This is a genomic window from Sphingobacterium sp. xlx-96 (genome assembly GCF_011007365.1).
Classification (GTDB): domain Bacteria; phylum Bacteroidota; class Bacteroidia; order Sphingobacteriales; family Sphingobacteriaceae; genus Sphingobacterium; species Sphingobacterium luzhongxinii.
The window spans coordinates 88,916-106,418 of sequence record NZ_WFKM01000007.1 but is presented as its reverse complement, the minus strand read 5'-3'; the positions used below and the strand labels follow the sequence as shown (position 1 = coordinate 106,418).

Annotated in this window: 14 protein-coding genes and 1 riboswitch; of the genes, 8 read left to right on the top strand and 6 right to left on the bottom strand. The window is 40.5% G+C overall.

What is annotated here, in order from left to right; genetic code table 11:
• Positions 1-30: 30 nt before the first annotated feature.
• Positions 31-1,026: a tRNA dihydrouridine synthase DusB gene (gene dusB / locus G7B20_RS10700; RefSeq protein WP_164111071.1), complete on the top strand. Its 996-nt coding sequence runs from the start codon at positions 31-33 to the stop codon at positions 1,024-1,026.
• Between the two features lie 28 nt (positions 1,027-1,054).
• Here dusB and G7B20_RS10695 read toward each other — a convergent pair whose 3' ends face one another.
• From G7B20_RS10695 to G7B20_RS10685, 3 genes are all read right to left on the bottom strand, one after another.
• Positions 1,055-2,557, bottom strand: coding sequence for a polysaccharide biosynthesis C-terminal domain-containing protein (locus G7B20_RS10695; RefSeq protein ID WP_317164276.1), 1,503 nt, complete (start codon positions 2,555-2,557; stop codon positions 1,055-1,057).
• Between the two features lie 6 nt (positions 2,558-2,563).
• Positions 2,564-2,845 (bottom strand): acylphosphatase, encoded by a 282-nt coding sequence (locus tag G7B20_RS10690; RefSeq protein ID WP_164111070.1) that lies wholly within the window; start codon positions 2,843-2,845, stop codon positions 2,564-2,566.
• A gap of 259 nt (positions 2,846-3,104) precedes the next feature.
• Positions 3,105-4,274, bottom strand: coding sequence for an amidohydrolase family protein (locus tag G7B20_RS10685; RefSeq protein ID WP_164111068.1), 1,170 nt, complete (start codon positions 4,272-4,274; stop codon positions 3,105-3,107).
• A 177-nt stretch (positions 4,275-4,451) separates the two neighbouring features.
• Positions 4,452-4,576: riboswitch (TPP riboswitch) on the top strand.
• A 54-nt stretch (positions 4,577-4,630) separates the two neighbouring features.
• Between G7B20_RS10685 and G7B20_RS10680 the strand changes: the two genes are divergently transcribed.
• From G7B20_RS10680 to G7B20_RS10670, 3 genes are all read left to right on the top strand, one after another.
• Positions 4,631-7,096 (top strand): TonB-dependent receptor, encoded by a 2,466-nt coding sequence (locus G7B20_RS10680; protein WP_164111065.1) that lies wholly within the window; start codon positions 4,631-4,633, stop codon positions 7,094-7,096.
• Positions 7,097-7,222: 126 nt separating this feature from the next.
• Positions 7,223-7,681, top strand: a complete 459-nt coding sequence (gene dtd, locus G7B20_RS10675; RefSeq protein WP_164111064.1) for a D-aminoacyl-tRNA deacylase — start codon at positions 7,223-7,225, stop codon at positions 7,679-7,681.
• Positions 7,682-7,735: 54 nt separating this feature from the next.
• On the top strand, positions 7,736-8,062 hold the full coding sequence (locus tag G7B20_RS10670) for a nucleotide pyrophosphohydrolase (protein ID WP_164111062.1): 327 nt from the start codon (positions 7,736-7,738) through the stop codon (positions 8,060-8,062).
• A 6-nt stretch (positions 8,063-8,068) separates the two neighbouring features.
• Here the strand turns inward: G7B20_RS10670 and G7B20_RS10665 are convergent, their stop codons facing one another.
• On the bottom strand, positions 8,069-8,827 hold the full coding sequence (locus G7B20_RS10665; protein ID WP_164111060.1) for an endonuclease/exonuclease/phosphatase family protein: 759 nt from the start codon (positions 8,825-8,827) through the stop codon (positions 8,069-8,071).
• A gap of 119 nt (positions 8,828-8,946) precedes the next feature.
• On the opposite strand from G7B20_RS10665, the gene ggt reads away from it, so the two are divergent.
• Positions 8,947-10,638 (top strand): gamma-glutamyltransferase, encoded by a 1,692-nt coding sequence (gene ggt / locus G7B20_RS10660; RefSeq protein WP_164111058.1) that lies wholly within the window; start codon positions 8,947-8,949, stop codon positions 10,636-10,638.
• A gap of 1 nt (position 10,639) precedes the next feature.
• On the opposite strand, the gene rmuC is transcribed toward ggt, so the two are convergent.
• Together rmuC and G7B20_RS10650 are read right to left on the bottom strand one after the other, a co-directional pair.
• Complete coding sequence (gene rmuC / locus G7B20_RS10655; protein ID WP_164111055.1) at positions 10,640-11,962, bottom strand: DNA recombination protein RmuC; 1,323 nt, start codon at positions 11,960-11,962, stop codon at positions 10,640-10,642.
• A 15-nt stretch (positions 11,963-11,977) separates the two neighbouring features.
• The gene (locus G7B20_RS10650; protein WP_164111053.1) at positions 11,978-13,165 is read right to left on the bottom strand and encodes a formimidoylglutamase; all 1,188 of its coding nucleotides are present in this window, start codon (positions 13,163-13,165) and stop codon (positions 11,978-11,980) included.
• 586 nt (positions 13,166-13,751) lie between these two features.
• Here G7B20_RS10650 and G7B20_RS10645 point away from each other — a divergent pair.
• The 3 genes from G7B20_RS10645 (at position 13,752) to G7B20_RS10635 (ending at position 17,349) form a co-directional block, all read left to right on the top strand.
• Entirely contained in the window at positions 13,752-14,717 is a 966-nt protein-coding gene (locus G7B20_RS10645) for an SDR family NAD(P)-dependent oxidoreductase (protein ID WP_164111051.1), read from the top strand.
• Positions 14,718-14,856: 139 nt separating this feature from the next.
• Positions 14,857-16,152, top strand: coding sequence for an HAD-IB family phosphatase (locus G7B20_RS10640; RefSeq protein ID WP_164111049.1), 1,296 nt, complete (start codon positions 14,857-14,859; stop codon positions 16,150-16,152).
• A 354-nt stretch (positions 16,153-16,506) separates the two neighbouring features.
• The gene (locus tag G7B20_RS10635) at positions 16,507-17,349 is read left to right on the top strand and encodes a DUF2911 domain-containing protein (RefSeq protein WP_164111047.1); all 843 of its coding nucleotides are present in this window, start codon (positions 16,507-16,509) and stop codon (positions 17,347-17,349) included.
• The last annotated feature ends 154 nt before the right edge of the window (positions 17,350-17,503 follow it).

Below are 17,503 nucleotides of genomic sequence, written 5' to 3'. Positions count from 1 at the left end.
TATTTACGCAAAAAGCTTTAATTTTGCACCATGTCTGTAAAAATTGGTAACAACATTGATCTAGGTGAATTCCCATTACTTCTGGCTCCTATGGAGGATGTCAGCGACCCGCCATTTCGTTACGTTTGTAAGCAGAATGGCGTAGATATGATGTATACCGAATTTATATCTTCAGAGGGACTCATCCGCGACGCAGCAAAATCCGTTCAAAAATTGGACATCTTCGAATACGAGCGACCTATCGGTATCCAAATTTTTGGTGGTGACATCGATTCTATGCGGCAATCTGCCGAGATATGCACCAAAGCAAACCCCAATCTTATAGACATCAACTATGGCTGCCCTGTCAAGAAAGTGGTCTGCAAAGGTGCAGGTTCCTCCTTGTTGCAAGACATAGATAAAATGGTAGCGATGACCAAAGCTGTCGTAGAGGCAACACATCTCCCTGTCACCGTAAAAACGAGATTAGGATGGGATGATAATACCAAAAATGTCTACGAAGTGGCCGAACGCCTACAGGATGTAGGCATACAAGCGCTAGCCATACACGGAAGAACACGTGCGCAGCTGTACAAAGGGCAGGCAGACTGGTCTATGATACGAGATATCAAGCGAAATCCACGGATAAAGATTCCAATATTCGGTAATGGTGATGTCGATTCTGTCGAAAAAGCAGCCGCCTGGAGGCAGGAATATGAAGTAGACGGTATCATGATAGGTAGAGCCTCTATCGGTTATCCTTGGATCTTTAGAGAGATCAAACATTTTTTTCAAACAGGAGAACGTTTGGAAGGTCCGACCATAGCAGAACGCGTGGAAGTGTGTCGTAGCCACCTCACCAAATCCATTGAGTGGAAAGGTGATAAACTTGGGATATTCGAAATGCGCAGGCACTACGCAAACTATTTCAAAGGCATACCCAATTTTAAAGAATACCGTATGAAACTTGTAGGACTGAATCTCTATGACGAAATCATCGAGGTTTTAGATGAAATAAAAGATAGTTTTGTTGGTGAGCCGGTATAACCTTCCTTAACACTTTAATTTCTAAACTTTATCTTCTCCCTAACAACTTCAAAACAGCATTCTTTTCTAAGAAGAAAGTGCAAACGCTAAAAACAATTAATAATAAATTCCCTACCCATACATTACTGTCAAATACAAAACAACTTGCTAGAGAAATCACCAGTCCAATAAGCAGATAAAGGCTAATGCTACCAAAAGCGTAAGGTATAGAATAATATTTTTGCCCCCAAAACAGGGACAGTCCGATCATAACCAAATATACAAGACTGGTTGATAAAACGGCTCCCACATAAGAATACAAGGGAATTAACAGTACATTTAAAGCTATCGTAACCAAAGCACCTACACCCGATATATATATCGCATATTTGGTTTGATCAGTCAATTTATACCACACAGAAAGGTTCATATATACACCCAAAAGCACATAATTAAACAATAATACCGGCAATATCTTCAATCCAGACCAATACTCTTCAGGATTTTTCGCGTTTCCTTCTATAAATTCCTTTATCCAGCTGATATTTGCATTTAACCCGATCATTACCAACACCATCAGAATGACGAAATACTTCATGACAGCGGCATAGGTACGTGGTGCATTCGCATTGTTCGCATGCGAAAAGAAAAAAGGTTCGGCTCCCAATCGAAACGCTGTAACAAATAGATTTAAAAAAATAGCTATTTTAGCTACAGCACCATATACCCCTAATTCAGTGACCCCTAATTCTCCGGGTAAAAGCTTTCTAAAAAACATTTTATCCAAGTTCTCGTTGATGATAAAAGAAATATTTGCAATCAAAATAGGAAAGCTATACCTCAGCATATTTTTCAAAAGCACTTTATCAACTTTTAAACGTACTTTCAACAATTCGGGAGCTAACAAAACCAGCGTTAATACAGAAGCTACCAAATTAGAGATAAACACATACCCGAGCCACCCTTCTTGAAACCAACCCAACGAAAACGATGCCCAAAATGAAGATTCAACCCTCCACCTCGGTAGGAAAACGATAAAAAACAAATTCAGACCGACGGTAACGAAGATGTTGATAAATTTCAGATAGCTGTATCGAACAGGGCGTCCCTGGGCTCTTATTTTAGCAAAAGGAACAACTGCTAATGCATCCGCGACCAAAATAAAGGCAAAAAACTTTACATATTGAACATATAAGTCTATATCTCCTCCTTCGGAAAAAAATGAAGCTATCGGCCTTGTAAAAATAAAAACACTCCCTAGCAACAGGACCGACATAAACAAGGTCACAAAGAAACTGTTATTATAAACTTTGTCTTTGTCCGCAATCTCTTGCTTTTGCAGGTACCTAAAAAAAGTAGTCTCCATCCCAAATGCCAAAATAGCATTCAACATGGAGACCCAAGCGTAAAAACTAGTATATATACCATATGTGCCTGCATTCTGAAATTTCCGCAGGTAAATAGGCGTCATCAAAAAACTGATCATCCGTGATACAATGGTGGTCATACCATAAATCACCGTGTCGCTTAAGAACTTTTTAATAGAAGACACAACAGCTTATTTTCGTCTTTTCAATACAACAAAATCCGTAAAGCCCTGAAGCTCCAAACGCTCTTTATACACAACAGATTCTACCTCTGCCCTGTCCGGTCCCTCTTCACAATACTCAACCAACGAAGTTAAAGCAAAATCATCACCCTCTGCCTCGATATATACAGAACCATCTGCTTCATTCAGTACAAACCCCTTAACACCAAGCTGATCAGCGACCGCTTTTGCTGTAAGCCTAAAATATACGCCTTGAACTTTTCCTTTAACGGTAATATCCCAATGTTTCATATATAAATAATTATCTTAGATGAGCTCACAAGCTCGATCTGACTTTTAATGGTCATATGGAATATCCAAAGTATATTATGCACGAATTGTTGTAATTGCTGTGCATGCTGCTTCGCGGTCATTCGTGTTTTCGCGGCCTGCGCTACATGAATATTTCATCTGTAATATATAGTCATATACGGAACATCGGCGTATTCTCCTGCCTTACTCAGGTGAAGTATACGCCGACGCTTCTTAACTACAAAAGTAATAATTTTATTTAAGCAATACGTTCTATTTGAACTTTGTCCGTCATTTTGAAATGATTCATATTTTTAACAAGTAACAGACCGGGAGTCTTGCCCACTTCTAATGAGCCTAAACTCTCTTCCAAGGACAATGCCTTTGCTCCATTGATGGTCGCCCACTGTATCGTTTTGATAAAATCCAGGTCAGCAAAATGCTTGTGCAATGTTTTGAGCTCGTCCAATATATCTAGGGTATCATTAGACGCCAAACTATCCGTACCTATAGCAATCTCACATCCATTTTGTTCAAGAATACTTACTTTAGGAAGGGTGCCCTCAATATATAGATTAGCCTTTGGACAGAGACACATCACCACATCCCTTCCCATTCTGCGGATAAAGTCTAAATCTTTTAATGAAGTAAAAGTATTGTGTACGAGGATAATTTTATTGCCCGTCGGGAGATAAGACATGTAGGTCTGTACCGAATTTCTTGCCTGCGCTTTAAAATCATCTGCAGAAAAACCGATTTGCTTATAGAACTCTAAAAAATCCCCAGTTTTGTAACGGAAAAGCTTATTTTCCTCTTCACTCTCCTGATTGTGGATTGAAATGATATTGTCATCGGAAACTGACTTCTTAAAAGCTTTAAAAAGTGCCTTAGAACAAGAATAGGGAGAATGAAGTGTTATAGAAGCATGACTAGAATCAAAATGAAACTCAAGCTCCCGCGCTTCGTCAATCTTACGATTCACTTCTTCATCATTCAATCCCAATATTTCAACAAAAGTATGATAAGCAATCTTACTTGCTTCTTTCACGCTAGCGGAAATAGCCGAATTTACATGATCGCCCACCGCTTGTATACCGCTATCGTACATCGCTCGATCTGCAGCTATCATAGCCTCACGGACAACGTCATCGTCTGCACCCCGATTTGACATCACTTCGGTGATAAATTTAACCAAACCCTGCTCTTGAGAAATTTTGCCTATCAAATGAGACAACTCCAAATGACAATGTGCGTTAATAAAACCAGGAATCAAAACGCCCTTCAAGCGTTCTATTTCTACATTATTCGGCACCGAATCATTATCATATATTCCCAAAACCGTACCATTTTCGTCCATTGCAATCACCCCATTTTTGATAGGGCTGGACGTGACTGGCATCACATAATCAGCTGAATAATAATGAACCATTTATATACCAATAGTTAGTGTGTGTGTATTTTCTAAGGGGTAAAGAGCAACCCTGTTTAGAAAATGTAAATTTAACACAAAATATTGCTTTAAACCAATACTCTTGACAAATTAAGTAATTTATTTTACACAAAAAAAATGAACTTTTGTTTTGTAAAAAAAATATTCTATGTTTGCGCCATCGAAAAGGGGTGCCTCGTTCATCAGAACATAAAGTAAGGCTGAGATTATACCCGTCTCGAGTATTCTCGGGAGCACCTGATCTGGATAATGCCAGCGTAGGGAAAGGGCGGTTAAATGTATCGCTATTGTAACCCCTTGCAATAGTTTGGTTTAACTCAAATTATTTTACATTTATGATTAAGCATCTTATTGCTACTGGTTTGCTAGGATTACTTACCATTATCGTTGTGATAGCACAGGAAAATGTTAAGGTAACAGTGACAAACAGTCAAGCACAATTGTTACATGGCGCAACCGTGACTATGGACAACACCACCAAACAAACCGACAAATCCGGAATAGCTATATTCACGATAGGTCCGAAAAGCAATCGAACAATCAAAGTCCATTATTTGGGATACAAGTCTTTTACTGGCCCATTAACCACTGGGCAACGAAGCATCAATATCATGCTTCAAGCCGCTGTTATACAAGCTGATGAAGCCTTGGTCTATGCTACCCGTGCCAAGGAAAATTCGGCGACAACCTTCAAAAATCTAACAAAAGAAGACATTAAGAAGAAAAATCTAGGTCAGGACATTCCTTACCTACTCGATCAGACTCCTGGGGTAGTTATCGGATCTGATGCTGGCGCAGGGATTGGTTATACTAATATGACGATCCGAGGCTCTGACAACCAACGCATTAACGTGACTTTAAATGGTATCCCGCTAAATGATGCCGAAAGTATGGGCTCATTTTTTGTCAACTTACCTGACTTTGCCTCCAGTACAGAAAGCATACAGATACAACGGGGTATAGGTACTTCCACAAATGGCGCCGGTGCCTTCGGTGCCTCTTTAAACATCCAGACTGATGTACTAGAAGAAAAACCCTACGCCGAATTAAACAATTCCTTCGGCTCATACAATTCTTGGAAAAACACCATTAAAGGTGGAACTGGTCTGATGAGCAACAAGTTCGCTATAAACACCCGCTTATCACGGATCGTATCCGATGGATACGTTGATCGCGCATCGTCAAATCTAAGATCGCTCTATGTGGACGCGGGACTATACACCAACAAACATACCTTGAAGGCCACAGTCTTCACGGGTAAAGAGAAAACCTATCAGGCATGGTACGGAACCCCCGAACCCCTCCTGACTGGCGATAAAGATCTTCTTATCAAATATGCAAATGAAGCTTTTGGATTATATGATGGTCCAGAATACGACCGTCTGCTAAATGCAGATAGAAAGTACAACTACTACACATACGACAATCAAACCGACAACTACACGCAGACGCATAGCCATCTGCAGTACACCAACGTTATTAGTGAAAAGTTGAAATTCAACTCCGCTTTACACTACACCCGTGGTGCAGGCTATTACGAAGAGTATCGCACAAAAGATAAACTCATAAAATATGGGATACCTGATGTTACCGTCGGACAGGAAATCATCAAGAAATCAGACCTTATCCGTCAGCGTTGGCTGGACAACCATTTTTATGGACTCATTTACTCCTTTGACTATAGAGCTTCCGATAAATGGAACTTCATTTTTGGTGGGGGGTACAATCAGTACAAAGGAGATCATTACGGCAAGGTCATTTGGGACGAATTCAATGCCAATCCTAACCCCGGCAGCAAATACTACCTGAATGATGCACAAAAGTACGATTTTAATATGTACGTTAAAGCCGACTATAAAATAGACAAATGGCTTTTCAATTTTGATGTACAGTACCGCAACGTAAATTATACCGTAAAAGGCGATGACGACAAAATCAAAGATCTGGATTTCAACGACAAATTAAACTTTGTAAACCCTAAAGTAGGCGCCACCTATTTCCTTAACGGCAACTCAAACATTTATGCATCTTACGCATATGCAAGCAAGGAACCTGTACGTAAAGATTATGTAGAAAATCCTAGAAACGAGTTCCCGAAGCCGGAACGCATGCAAGATATCGAGCTAGGCTATCGCTTCCGTAGCGAAGGGTTTAACATAGGGACAAATGTGTATGCAATGCTGTACAAAGATCAGCTGATCCCAACCGGAACATTGAATGATACAGGAGCTGAGTTACGTATGAACATCCCTGAAAGTCACCGTATCGGATTAGAGCTTGATGCTTCATGGAGGGTCAGTAGCACACTCACCTGGTCAGCAACAGCTGCGCTGAGCGACAATAAAATATACGACTTTGTCGAATATTATCAGGTATATGATAACGACACCCACTGGAACTACCTAAGAGAAGACTCGCGCAATTTAGGAAGCACGAAAATTGCGAAATCTGCGTCGACTATTCTTTCTAATAGTTTTACGTACACTCCGGTTGACAGGCTTTCTTTCAGTTTATTGTCTAAATATGTATCACGTCTATACCTAGACAATACTTCAGCAGAGGAAAGATCCATTGACCCTTCTTTTGTAAACAATTTCTTGGCAAACTATACATTCTCGGCCTTAGGACTTAAAGAAATCGGATGCAACCTCATGATTAATAACATCTTCAACGCGAAGTATACAACAAATGGCTACACTTGGGGACAGAAATTTGAAAACAGAGCCGAAAGGGATTACTACAATTTCTACTACCCACAGGCAACCACTAATTTTATGCTAGGCTTAAACATTCGTTTTTAGAAAAACAGGTTTACTAACCTTCAACAAATTATATCCCGCTGTACACAGAATGATGTGCTACAGTGGGATCTTCTTTTCCAACAAGAATAATTTCCACTTTTCACTTTTTAATTTTTACTTTGAACCATGCGAGCAGTAATACAACGGGTGACACAAGCCTCGTGCACCGTAGACGAACAAGTGACCGGAGTGATAGGTAATGGCTTATTGGTATTGATAGGTATTGAAGATGAAGATAGTCAACAGGATATGGAATGGCTTTCGCAAAAATTGGTTAACCTACGTATATTCGGTGACGAGCAGGGACTGATGAATAAATCCATACAAGATATCGAAGGAAATATTCTTCTTGTATCTCAATTCACGCTATTTGCACAGACTAAGAAAGGAAACCGCCCGTCTTTTATACGGGCAGCAAAACCCGACAAAGCCAAACCGATGTACATCCAAATGGCTCAACATCTGTCCGTACTCCTAGGAAAAGAAGTCCAAGTGGGTATCTTTGGTGCTGATATGAAGATCGATCTTAGAAACGACGGTCCTGTCACCATTATGATGAACACTAAGGATAAAGATAATTATTAATGGTTAGTTTAATGACATTAACCATTTATCATTAACACTCAACAATTAAAAAAAATGACAATCAAAGAAGCACAAGAAATCGTCGACAAATGGATTACAACAACCGGGATCCGTTATTTCAATGAATTGACCAACACAGCAATGCTGATGGAAGAAGTCGGAGAGGTCGCACGTATTATGGCGCGTCAATATGGCGAACAATCTTTTAAAAAATCAGATAAAGAAGTTGATTTGTCGGACGAAATGGCGGATGTGCTTTTTGTACTCATTTGTTTAGCAAACCAAACCGGCATAGATTTAACACAGGCTTTGGAAAAAAATCTGAATAAAAAGAGTATTCGTGATGCCGAACGCCACCAGAACAATGAGAAACTCAAATAGAGTATACTATTTCAAAACGATTTCTGCCAACAAAGGCAAATGATCAGAAGGATAAGAAGCATCTATGACCTTATATTTCTTCCATTCAAACTTAGTGGGCTTTGAAACTAAAATATAATCTATTTCTTCTTTCGTGTTGATGTTAGGAAAAGTTGGTGCATTATCTTTTTTATTGCGTACAAACTTCTGTTCAAATAGCTGAATAGGCTCCGAAGCTGGAGCAGCGTTAAGATCGCCAACCAGAATCAAAGGATGCTTATACTCAGCAGCCAACTCATTAACAAATTTTGCCTGGGCGATTTTATTTTCTTCCTTAAGATCCAGATGCGTATTCGCTAGGGAGATTGTCTTTCCATTCGACAATGCAACATCAATAACTGCTAAAGAACGATTTTCACTCTTTACCGGCATAGGTAGATCATATCGTCTCTGCCCAAGAATCTTATGCTTGCTCAAGATCAGGATTCCATACTCCCCTTTTTCAAGATCGATACCTTTAGAGAAGTAATAGTTGGTATTCGTAAGTTCTGCAAGTCGCTTAGCCTGATCCATATGTGCCGAACGAGATACATTAACATCGACTTCTTGTATACCGATGACATCCGCATCGACCTTATTAATTACATCTGCTATTGCTTCTATGTCAATTACTCCCGGCTTGGAAGGTGGATTTGCATGATGGATATTATAAGTCAATACGCGAACAGTCTGTGCTGATACAGCAAAATTCGCAAAAAGGAATAGGATAAAAACAAAATAGCGCATATTCGATAATTTAGCTGAAGATAAGTATCTTTAACAAAAAAGACTAAACTAATTTCAAATTGAGTGGCGTATTGACGCTTATATCGCTCCGACATAACCACTCCCAATAAAAAAAAACGATGAAACACTTTTGGTTATTTATAGCCTTTTGTTATATCACGACAAGCTGTACTACGCAACAGCGGGCCAACAATCAAGATACCCATACCTACAAAAACGGCGCTGTAGTTACCGCTCATCCAATAGCTTCTGCCATCGGTATCGATATCTTGAAAAAAGGAGGAAACGCCATTGACGCTGCCATCGCTGTCAAATTCGCTCTTGCCGTAGTATATCCTAATGCTGGCAACATCGGGGGAGGAGGATTTATGGTCTATCGTAGCAAAGATGGAAAAGTTGTCGCTTTGGATTTTCGCGAAAAAGCACCTTCTACAGCTTCTCGCGACATGTATTTGGATAAAAAAGGAGATCCTATAACTGACCTTAGTCTATATGGACAGCTCGCGGCCGGTGTACCAGGATCTGTCGCAGGAATGGATGAGGCGTACAAAAAATACAGCAGTCTTCCTTGGAAAGAATTATTGGCCCCAGCTATTCAGTTAGCAGAGGAAGGTTTCCCTATTACGGCCCAACAAGCCCAAGAGTTTAATCACTACAAAAAAAGATTTCAAGCATATAATCTACAAGGCGCAGCTATTATCAAAGAGGATCTATGGCGCAAAAACGATCTTTTCCGACAAGCAGAATTAGCTGAAACGCTAGAACGGATTGCGCAAAAAGGACGTGATGGTTTTTACAAAGGAAAGACTGCCGATTATATCGTAGAGGAAATGAAACGAGGAAATGGAATTATTTCGCATCAAGACTTAGCAGATTATAACGCACAATGGCGCGCACCTATCATAGGCTACTATAAAGGGTATAAAATCATTTCAATGCCACCACCTTCCAGTGGAGGTATAGCATTGTTAGCTTTGCTACAATCAATTGAAAGATATCCTTTAAAACAATGGGGATTCCAGGCAGACAGCACAGTTCGTGCGATTGTTGAAGCCGAACGTAGAGTTTACGCAGATCGAGCTACATACCTTGGAGACCCAGACTTCTACAATGTGCCCGTGCCGCAGCTTACGGACTCCTCCTTTAATAACCTCCGTATGTCCAAGGTGTCCTTGGCAAAAGCGACCAATAGCGAAAGTATCAAAGCCAGCAAATTCCCCGGCTACGAATCCGAAGAGACAACTCACTTCAGTATCGTGGACAAGGAAGGCAATGCTGTCTCTCTTACGACAACCATAAATGGATCCTACGGTTCTTGTGTCTGGGTGGATGGCGCAGGCTTTCTGCTCAACAACGAAATGGACGACTTCTCTGTTAAACCGGGATCTCCCAATATGTATGGACTGCTAGGAGGGAAAGCCAATGCAATACAGCCAGGAAAACGGATGCTTTCGGCAATGACTCCGACTATTATCGAGAAGGAGGGAAAACTGAGCATGGTAGTGGGGACTCCCGGTGGATCGACAATAATCACCTCTGTCCTACAGACGATACTAAACGTGCTAGAATTCGACATGACTGCACAGGAATCGGTAACGGCCTCACGTTTTCACCATCAATGGAAACCCGATTATATTGATGTAGAGGAAAAAGCTATCGACCTAGAAACCCGAAAGAGTCTAGAAAAAGACGGGTACAAAATCAATAAGAGAGGACCTATAGGGCGGGTTGAAAATATCGTAATCCTTCCTGATGGCAGATTACAGACAGGTGCGGATCCCAGAGGAGATGACAAGGCAATGGGGTATTAAATTACCCCTCTAAAAAGCGGTCATCGATCTGCTTATTCGCTTTAGCCCCCAAAACCTTTAGGTTTTCGACCTTACGTACAATATTGCCAGCACCAGAAGTGAGCTTACGCATCGCCTCACCATGCTTTTCAGAAGCTTTGTCCAGATGACTTTGTATATGTTCCATATCGGTAAGGAAGCCTACAAATTTATCGTATAGCAGACCTGCTTCGCGTGCGATATCCAATACATTTCTATTTTGACGTTCCTGCTTCCAAACTGCCGCTATAGTACGCAGCGTAGCTAATAGTGTAGAAGGACTTACGATGACTACCTTTCGATCCCAAGCATCTGAAAAGAGTTCAGGCTTGTGCATTACAGCCACACTTAGAGCCGATTCAACCGGCATAAATAGCAAGACAAAGTCGGGCGAATGTATTCCATATAGACTATGGTAGTTCTTGACAGAAAGTTCCCTTACGTGGTTCTCCACAGACAGCACATGCTGTTTTAGGTGTATCGCTCTTTCTTCGTCCGTCACGGCATTCACAAACTTCTCATACGACACGAGTGAAACTTTGGAGTCGACAACCAACTGTTTATTATCGGGTAGATCTATGACAGCATCCGGTTGAAATCGACGCCCCTGATCATCAGCCAACGAAACCTGCATACGATATTCCTGATCCCGATTTAATCCAGACCGTTCCAGAACACGCTCCAATACAACCTCTCCCCAGTTACCTTGCTTTTTGGTATCCCCTTTCAAAGCACGCGCTAAATTGCCTGCCTCGTTTTTTATTTCCAGACTCTGCTGCATGAGCTGCTCCACTACACCTTTCAACACATTACGTTCGGCCGCCTCTTGATTATAGGTCTTTTCTACTCGCTCTTCAAAACTCTTTATCTTATCTTTCAATGGATCCAACAACTTACCCATTTGTTCCTGATTGTAGGCGGTAAATTTTTGTGTTTTCTCTTCAAGAATTCTATTGGCTAGCACCTGAAAATCTGCATTAAATTTCTCCTTTATATGGGATATTTCTTCCTTCTGCTCTACATACTTTTCCTGCTGCGCTTGCAAATAGGCATTAGTCCCTTCTAAAGTACGTTCTACCGCTTGTCTCTCCTGCCTTTCTCTTTCCAACACATCTTTGAGCGATTGTAGCTCTTCGGCCAACAGCTCAACATGATGATTTGACTTGGAAGCCGAAATTTCCAACTGCTGCTTTTCTGCCAGCGCAGCCGCATAGGCTTCTCTAGAAACAGAGCGCCCATTGCGCCAAAGCAAATAAGCACAGGCAACTATCAGAACAAAAAGTAAGGCTATATATATATATTCCATTGTTATCAGAGGCAATTATTGTAATTTTTGGTGTGTACGCCACCATAAATCAGGCATTTCGCCAGCTACAGCTAGCTGATAATCCTCGTATCGGCAAGGAACCAGATAAAATCTTTCGTTGACGGACTTTGTACCAAAATAAGGCACCTGCATCCACCAGCGATCCGACTTTTTGCTTTTTACGAAAACCAACTCGTGCGCTTCGTTTTCTAACGGTGTCCGATATATAATATAAGCTGATTTAGGAACCAACGGCGCATCGTTTTTACGGTTATAATAACCATCCACAAAACACCAGATCATCTGCGAGACCAACATCGCGGTCTGTTCCATCGGATCGTAAGTCGGATTAAATTCATAGAAGCCTATTGAGCTACATTTATCCGACATCCCCGCGTAGCGCGCCAGCTGGCAGGCCTCGTCACCGAACAAACCGTTAGGTACAGCGTTGGCATTCCCAGGGGCCTCAGATGCTCGGATAGCACCAATGTCAAAACTTACCATATCCGCAGCCCGAATAATCGGTTCAGCTTGATCCAACTTGCCCGCGATCATTCCTACACGCTGCGCATTAAAAAAAAGCTTATCGTACATATTTATCGACTCTTTACTTACGAGGTAGGTCTGATAAGCGACATTATTCAGATTAAACAGATAATCTGGCTGATGTAAGATAATGTGATTAAGGTAAGTATTTGAATTTAAAGGTGTATCTTGAGTGCTGGCTTGATCCAGATCAAACTTGGCATCCACAATAGCCACTTCGACACGTTGCTCCAAGTCTTCGTAACCCCGATATTGTGCATAAGTCAGGTCGTGTCCGCCTCCAATAATTATCGGAAGTATGTCGTATTTCACCAGCTCTTCAACGACCAAACGTAAAGCAGCATAAGTATCCTCTATCCGATTTCCAGGTTTAATATTACCGAGATCCACAAGGGAAACATTATAATCTCCTTGATACAACTCGTACAGATGTTTACGCACGGCATTAGGAGCCTTTGCCGCTCCTTTGTTGCCAATAGCACCACGATCTTCCTCTACACCGACAATCGCTAATTGAGGCTTATTATCTGGATCATTCAGAACCGGAAACTCATCGATGTAGGCCTCAACGATGTGACCAAACTGTGAGTTGAAGTAACCTTCTTTGGAGGAAAAATCTGTAATAACGATAGGTGAAAAAAAATCTGCTAATGACATAGACCGAAGTAAAAAGTATAAGAATCAAAAATATCCACAAATATTGAGAAAGCAAAGTAACCAATAAATTTATTGTATTGGAAGTGATGTTTACATTGTTTAATATAAAAGAAGGTTTTCTTTTTGTGCCTCTATGCCAGCTCAGGCATGTTACTTTTGGATCAAAAGTAACCAAAACTCCTCGCTCGAACATTTTGGCTGTAAGGGAAGGACCTCCTCTTGCTAATGCCACAATCTTCACAGGCGAGATTTAGCTAAAACGCACGGTCCATTAGCCACATCTACCTCATTAATACCAAATTGAAGAGTTTACAAGAGGATTTATTTCGTACACTTTAGATCATGCCACTTTAGCGGATCGGCAATAGCAGAAATAATGAACCATTGTGCCGATACGGTACAGCGACACGCTTTTGTATACTTTTAGTAAGACAAAAGTAGGAGCCCTCCCGCAGCTAGAGCGACAATAAATGTGTTCAACAAAAACCACCTTTCAATTTTCCTCTTCTAGCCCCACTATAATTTGCATTGCAAACAGCAATGGGTTATCTTTGAGTACATCAAGTATTTCAATAATAAGATAACAGTGATATTAGTAACAGGAGGAACAGGTTTTTTAGGCTCAACTGTAATTAAACGCCTCATCGAAAAAGGGAATGCGGTAATCGCCTTAAAAAGGACAACTTCCTGCATACCGGAAAGTCTAAAAGCATCTTCACTAATCGAATGGGTAGACGCTGATATTACAGATTACTTCGCTCTTTCGGATATTTTCGAACGGGTAACACAGGTATACCATTGTGCAGCCAAGATCTCTTACCAAAAAGACGATGCTGAGCAGATGCTACATGTCAATGTTGAAGGCACCCGTCATATTGTCAACCTTTCACTAGAACACGGTGCACGGCTAGTACATGTCAGTTCCATAGCTGCATTAGGCAGCAATAAACTAGGAAGACCTGTCGACGAAAAAGATAAATGGGAGTACGACATTCACATGTCCAATTATTCCTTATCAAAGTATAAAAGTGAACTTGAAGTGTGGCGCGGTATCACGGAAGGACTTGACGCAGTGATTATCAACCCATCGGTCATCATGGGAGCCAGTAATACCAAATCGGGATCGGCTGTTATTTTTGACCTCGTACAGAAGGGTATCAAAATCTATCCTCCCGGATCGATAGGCATTGTCGATGTAGATGATGTTGCAGAAATTATGCTACAGTTGATGGAAAAGAAAGAGATTACTGCTGAGCGTTATGTGCTCAATAGTGAGAACATTTCGAATAAAAAACTCTTAGAACAAATTGCCTCTCTCCTGGGTAAGAAAGCTCCAACAATTGCTGCGAGACCCTTTATGCTTCAAATTGCTTGGCGAGCTGCTAGACTCATAGCCTTGGTGAAAGGGGGACGCCCGGCATTAACAGAGGAATCGGCACGTGCTTCTGCAGAAAAACTTATGTATTCGAATGTCAAGATCAAAAAAGAATTGAACTATTCTTTCAAACCACTCAACAAAACACTTCAAGAAATAGCAGAAACATATTTATAAAAAGTGAAACACGAACTATTAACCTTTAGAACTTGTTCCACCCTCATAATACAAAACACACAACAACAATCTAAATACTATGCGTCTGATATGCACTTAGCATTTATATCTGGCTCATAACCTAAAACCATTTACAGCAATGAAACATTATTACATCATTGATTTTGACAGCACCTTCACCCAGGTAGAAGCGCTTGACGAACTCGCCCGGATATCACTTGAAGGCGACCCTGACCAAGAAAAAGTATATCAGGAGATAGAACGTTACACCAATCTGGCTATGGAAGGAAAGATTTCTTTCCGCGAGAGCCTAGCTGGCCGAGTAGCCTTATTGAAAGCGAACCGAGATCACTTAAAAAAACTTATATCACAACTCAAAAAAAAGGTTTCAAAATCATTTGATCGCAATAGAGAGTTTTTCAAAAACAATACCGATACCGCTTGGATTGTATCTGGTGGCTTCAAAGAATTTATCACTCCAGTAGTTTCTCCGTACGGCATAAAGACAGAAAACATCTACGCCAATACTTTTATTTTTGATGAAAACGATAATATCATTGGCTATGATGACACCAATCCGCTATCGGATGAAGGCGGTAAGGTCAAGCTTTTAAAAGAATTAAATATCCAAGGTCGTATTTTCGGCATAGGGGATGGTTATTCGGATTTTCAACTTAAGGAATCTGGTCTTATTGAGAAATTCTTTGCCTTCACAGAGAACATCTCTCGGCAGAGTGTTACTGAAAAAGCCGACCATGTGACACCAAGCTTTGATGAATTTCTATATGTAAATGACTTGCCACGTGCGATATCCTATCCCAAAAACAGGATTTTGTGCCTCATCGTAGGGGATGTACCGAAGATTTCCAGTCACATTCTAAAGAGAGATGGCTTTTCCATAAGAATTAAAGATACGTTTGAAGATAAATATACGAAAGACGTAGGCATGCTCTTACTCGGACCAGGCGTTTCAGTGTCCGATGAACAGCTCGAGAATGCATCCAAACTTAAAACTATCGGGTATCTAGGGGACATTAAAGGACGGATCAGTAAATCAATATGTAGTCAAAAAGGAATCGTTGTGTTTGATGATAAGAAGAATAAAAGCCATAATGCCGAATTTATTCCAAGACGTATGGCCGAGTTTATTAATAACGGTGATACCGATCAAAGTCGAAATTTCCCGAATCTACTTCTTCCTAAAAAAATAAAAGGACACAGGCTGCTCCACATCCATAAAAATACGCCGGGGATCATGGCTCAATTGAACAATGTATACGCAGCGAATGAAATTAATATTTTAGCCCAGTTCTTGATGACCCGTGGAGACATTGGCTATGCGGTGACGGATATTGATACCGACTATGACAGGAGCTTACTGAAGCAACTAAAACAGATCGACCATACGATAAAATTCCGTATATTATACAAATAAATAGTACTGCCTCATAGGTATTTGATGCTGAACTGCCATTCGCCAAGCGGCGGATCCAAAGCGAGTGTAACGAGATTACGAAGTAATTACATTCATTGGCGTTTGTACAGTGCCGCAACATGGATATTTCATTGGTCAAGTTCAGGGTGAGCCTATAAACAGGCTCACCCTGAACCTTTAAAAATCTCCTATATTCCTAAGTTTTTTTTCGTAAATTCACCTCAACAAAAAAACAAACAATATAGAAATGGAATGCTACTATTATACAAATTACAAACAAGTAAGAGTATTCCATATAACCATAAAAAACAAACCGATCCGCAGGCTAGCGGATCATAAAATAATTATACACATATGAACAAGATAATTCTTTCGATAGCGACAGCTACAGCATTTTTTCTCGGAACTGAGATCAGTAATGCCCAAATTAAATTGCCAGCGGCTAGTAGTACACAGAACATCACACAAGGACTAGGCATCAAAAACATAACTCTAAACTATCAACGTCCAAACATGAATAACCGTGTCATATTCGGACAACTTGTCCCTTACGGAGAGGTATGGCGTACAGGAGCAAATAATATCCCAAGCATTACATTTGAGGAAGAGGTAACCATCGAGGGCAACAAAGTACCTGCAGGAACCTATGGGCTATTTACTATTCCTAACAAGAATGAATGGACTATCATTCTAAGCAAAAATGTAAAGCAATGGGGCGCTTATCAATACAACAAAGCAGAGGATTTACTACGCTTTACTGTGAAACCCCAAATGTTAAATAGTAATGTGGAGACATTTACCATTGCTTTTGAGGATGTAAACACTAAATCTGCAAAAGTTACATTAGCCTGGGAGAAGACAAAAGTAGGATTTACGATTACAACAGATCAATCAAAAGAAATCTTAGCTGGTATAGAAAAAGCGATGGAGGGTGATAAAAAACCTTATTTCCAAGCAGCTCAATATTACTTCAACAACAACCTGGACATCAAAAAAGCAGCAGACTGGGTTAAGAAAGCGGATGAAGGCAACACTACAGCTCCGCACATCAAATACTGGAAAGCAAGAATCTTAACTAAGGCCGGGGATAAGGCAGCTGCTAAACAAGCAGCACAAGAAGGTATCGATATGGCTACAAAAGGAAACAATCCAGAGTATATAAAATTGAATACAGAAGCATTAAAGGCTATTAAATAGAAACTTCTATTATACGTCATTTTCGACCGAAACGCAGAAATTTAAAAACTAAAATTATTGCTGTATAGTTTATAGATTTCTCCACAAGGTCGAAATGACGTTATCGGTTATCTCCTTTAATATGCTTTCTAGATTCAATCGTTCTGCTGGCTAA

Bases quoted from the DNA above. Each gene is read 5' to 3' on its own strand.
- dusB (WP_164111071.1), top strand. From the start codon at position 31: ATGTCTGTAAAAATTGGTAACAACATTGATCTAGGTGAATTCCCATTA.
- G7B20_RS10690 (WP_164111070.1), bottom strand. From the start codon at position 2,845: ATGAAACATTGGGATATTACCGTTAAAGGAAAAGTTCAAGGCGTATAT.
- G7B20_RS10685 (WP_164111068.1), bottom strand. From the start codon at position 4,274: ATGGTTCATTATTATTCAGCTGATTATGTGATGCCAGTCACGTCCAGC.
- G7B20_RS10680 (WP_164111065.1), top strand. From the start codon at position 4,631: ATGATTAAGCATCTTATTGCTACTGGTTTGCTAGGATTACTTACCATT.
- dtd (WP_164111064.1), top strand. From the start codon at position 7,223: ATGCGAGCAGTAATACAACGGGTGACACAAGCCTCGTGCACCGTAGAC.
- G7B20_RS10670 (WP_164111062.1), top strand. From the start codon at position 7,736: ATGACAATCAAAGAAGCACAAGAAATCGTCGACAAATGGATTACAACA.
- G7B20_RS10665 (WP_164111060.1), bottom strand. From the start codon at position 8,827: ATGCGCTATTTTGTTTTTATCCTATTCCTTTTTGCGAATTTTGCTGTA.
- ggt (WP_164111058.1), top strand. From the start codon at position 8,947: ATGAAACACTTTTGGTTATTTATAGCCTTTTGTTATATCACGACAAGC.
- rmuC (WP_164111055.1), bottom strand. From the start codon at position 11,962: ATGGAATATATATATATAGCCTTACTTTTTGTTCTGATAGTTGCCTGT.
- G7B20_RS10650 (WP_164111053.1), bottom strand. From the start codon at position 13,165: ATGTCATTAGCAGATTTTTTTTCACCTATCGTTATTACAGATTTTTCC.
- G7B20_RS10640 (WP_164111049.1), top strand. From the start codon at position 14,857: ATGAAACATTATTACATCATTGATTTTGACAGCACCTTCACCCAGGTA.
- G7B20_RS10635 (WP_164111047.1), top strand. From the start codon at position 16,507: ATGAACAAGATAATTCTTTCGATAGCGACAGCTACAGCATTTTTTCTC.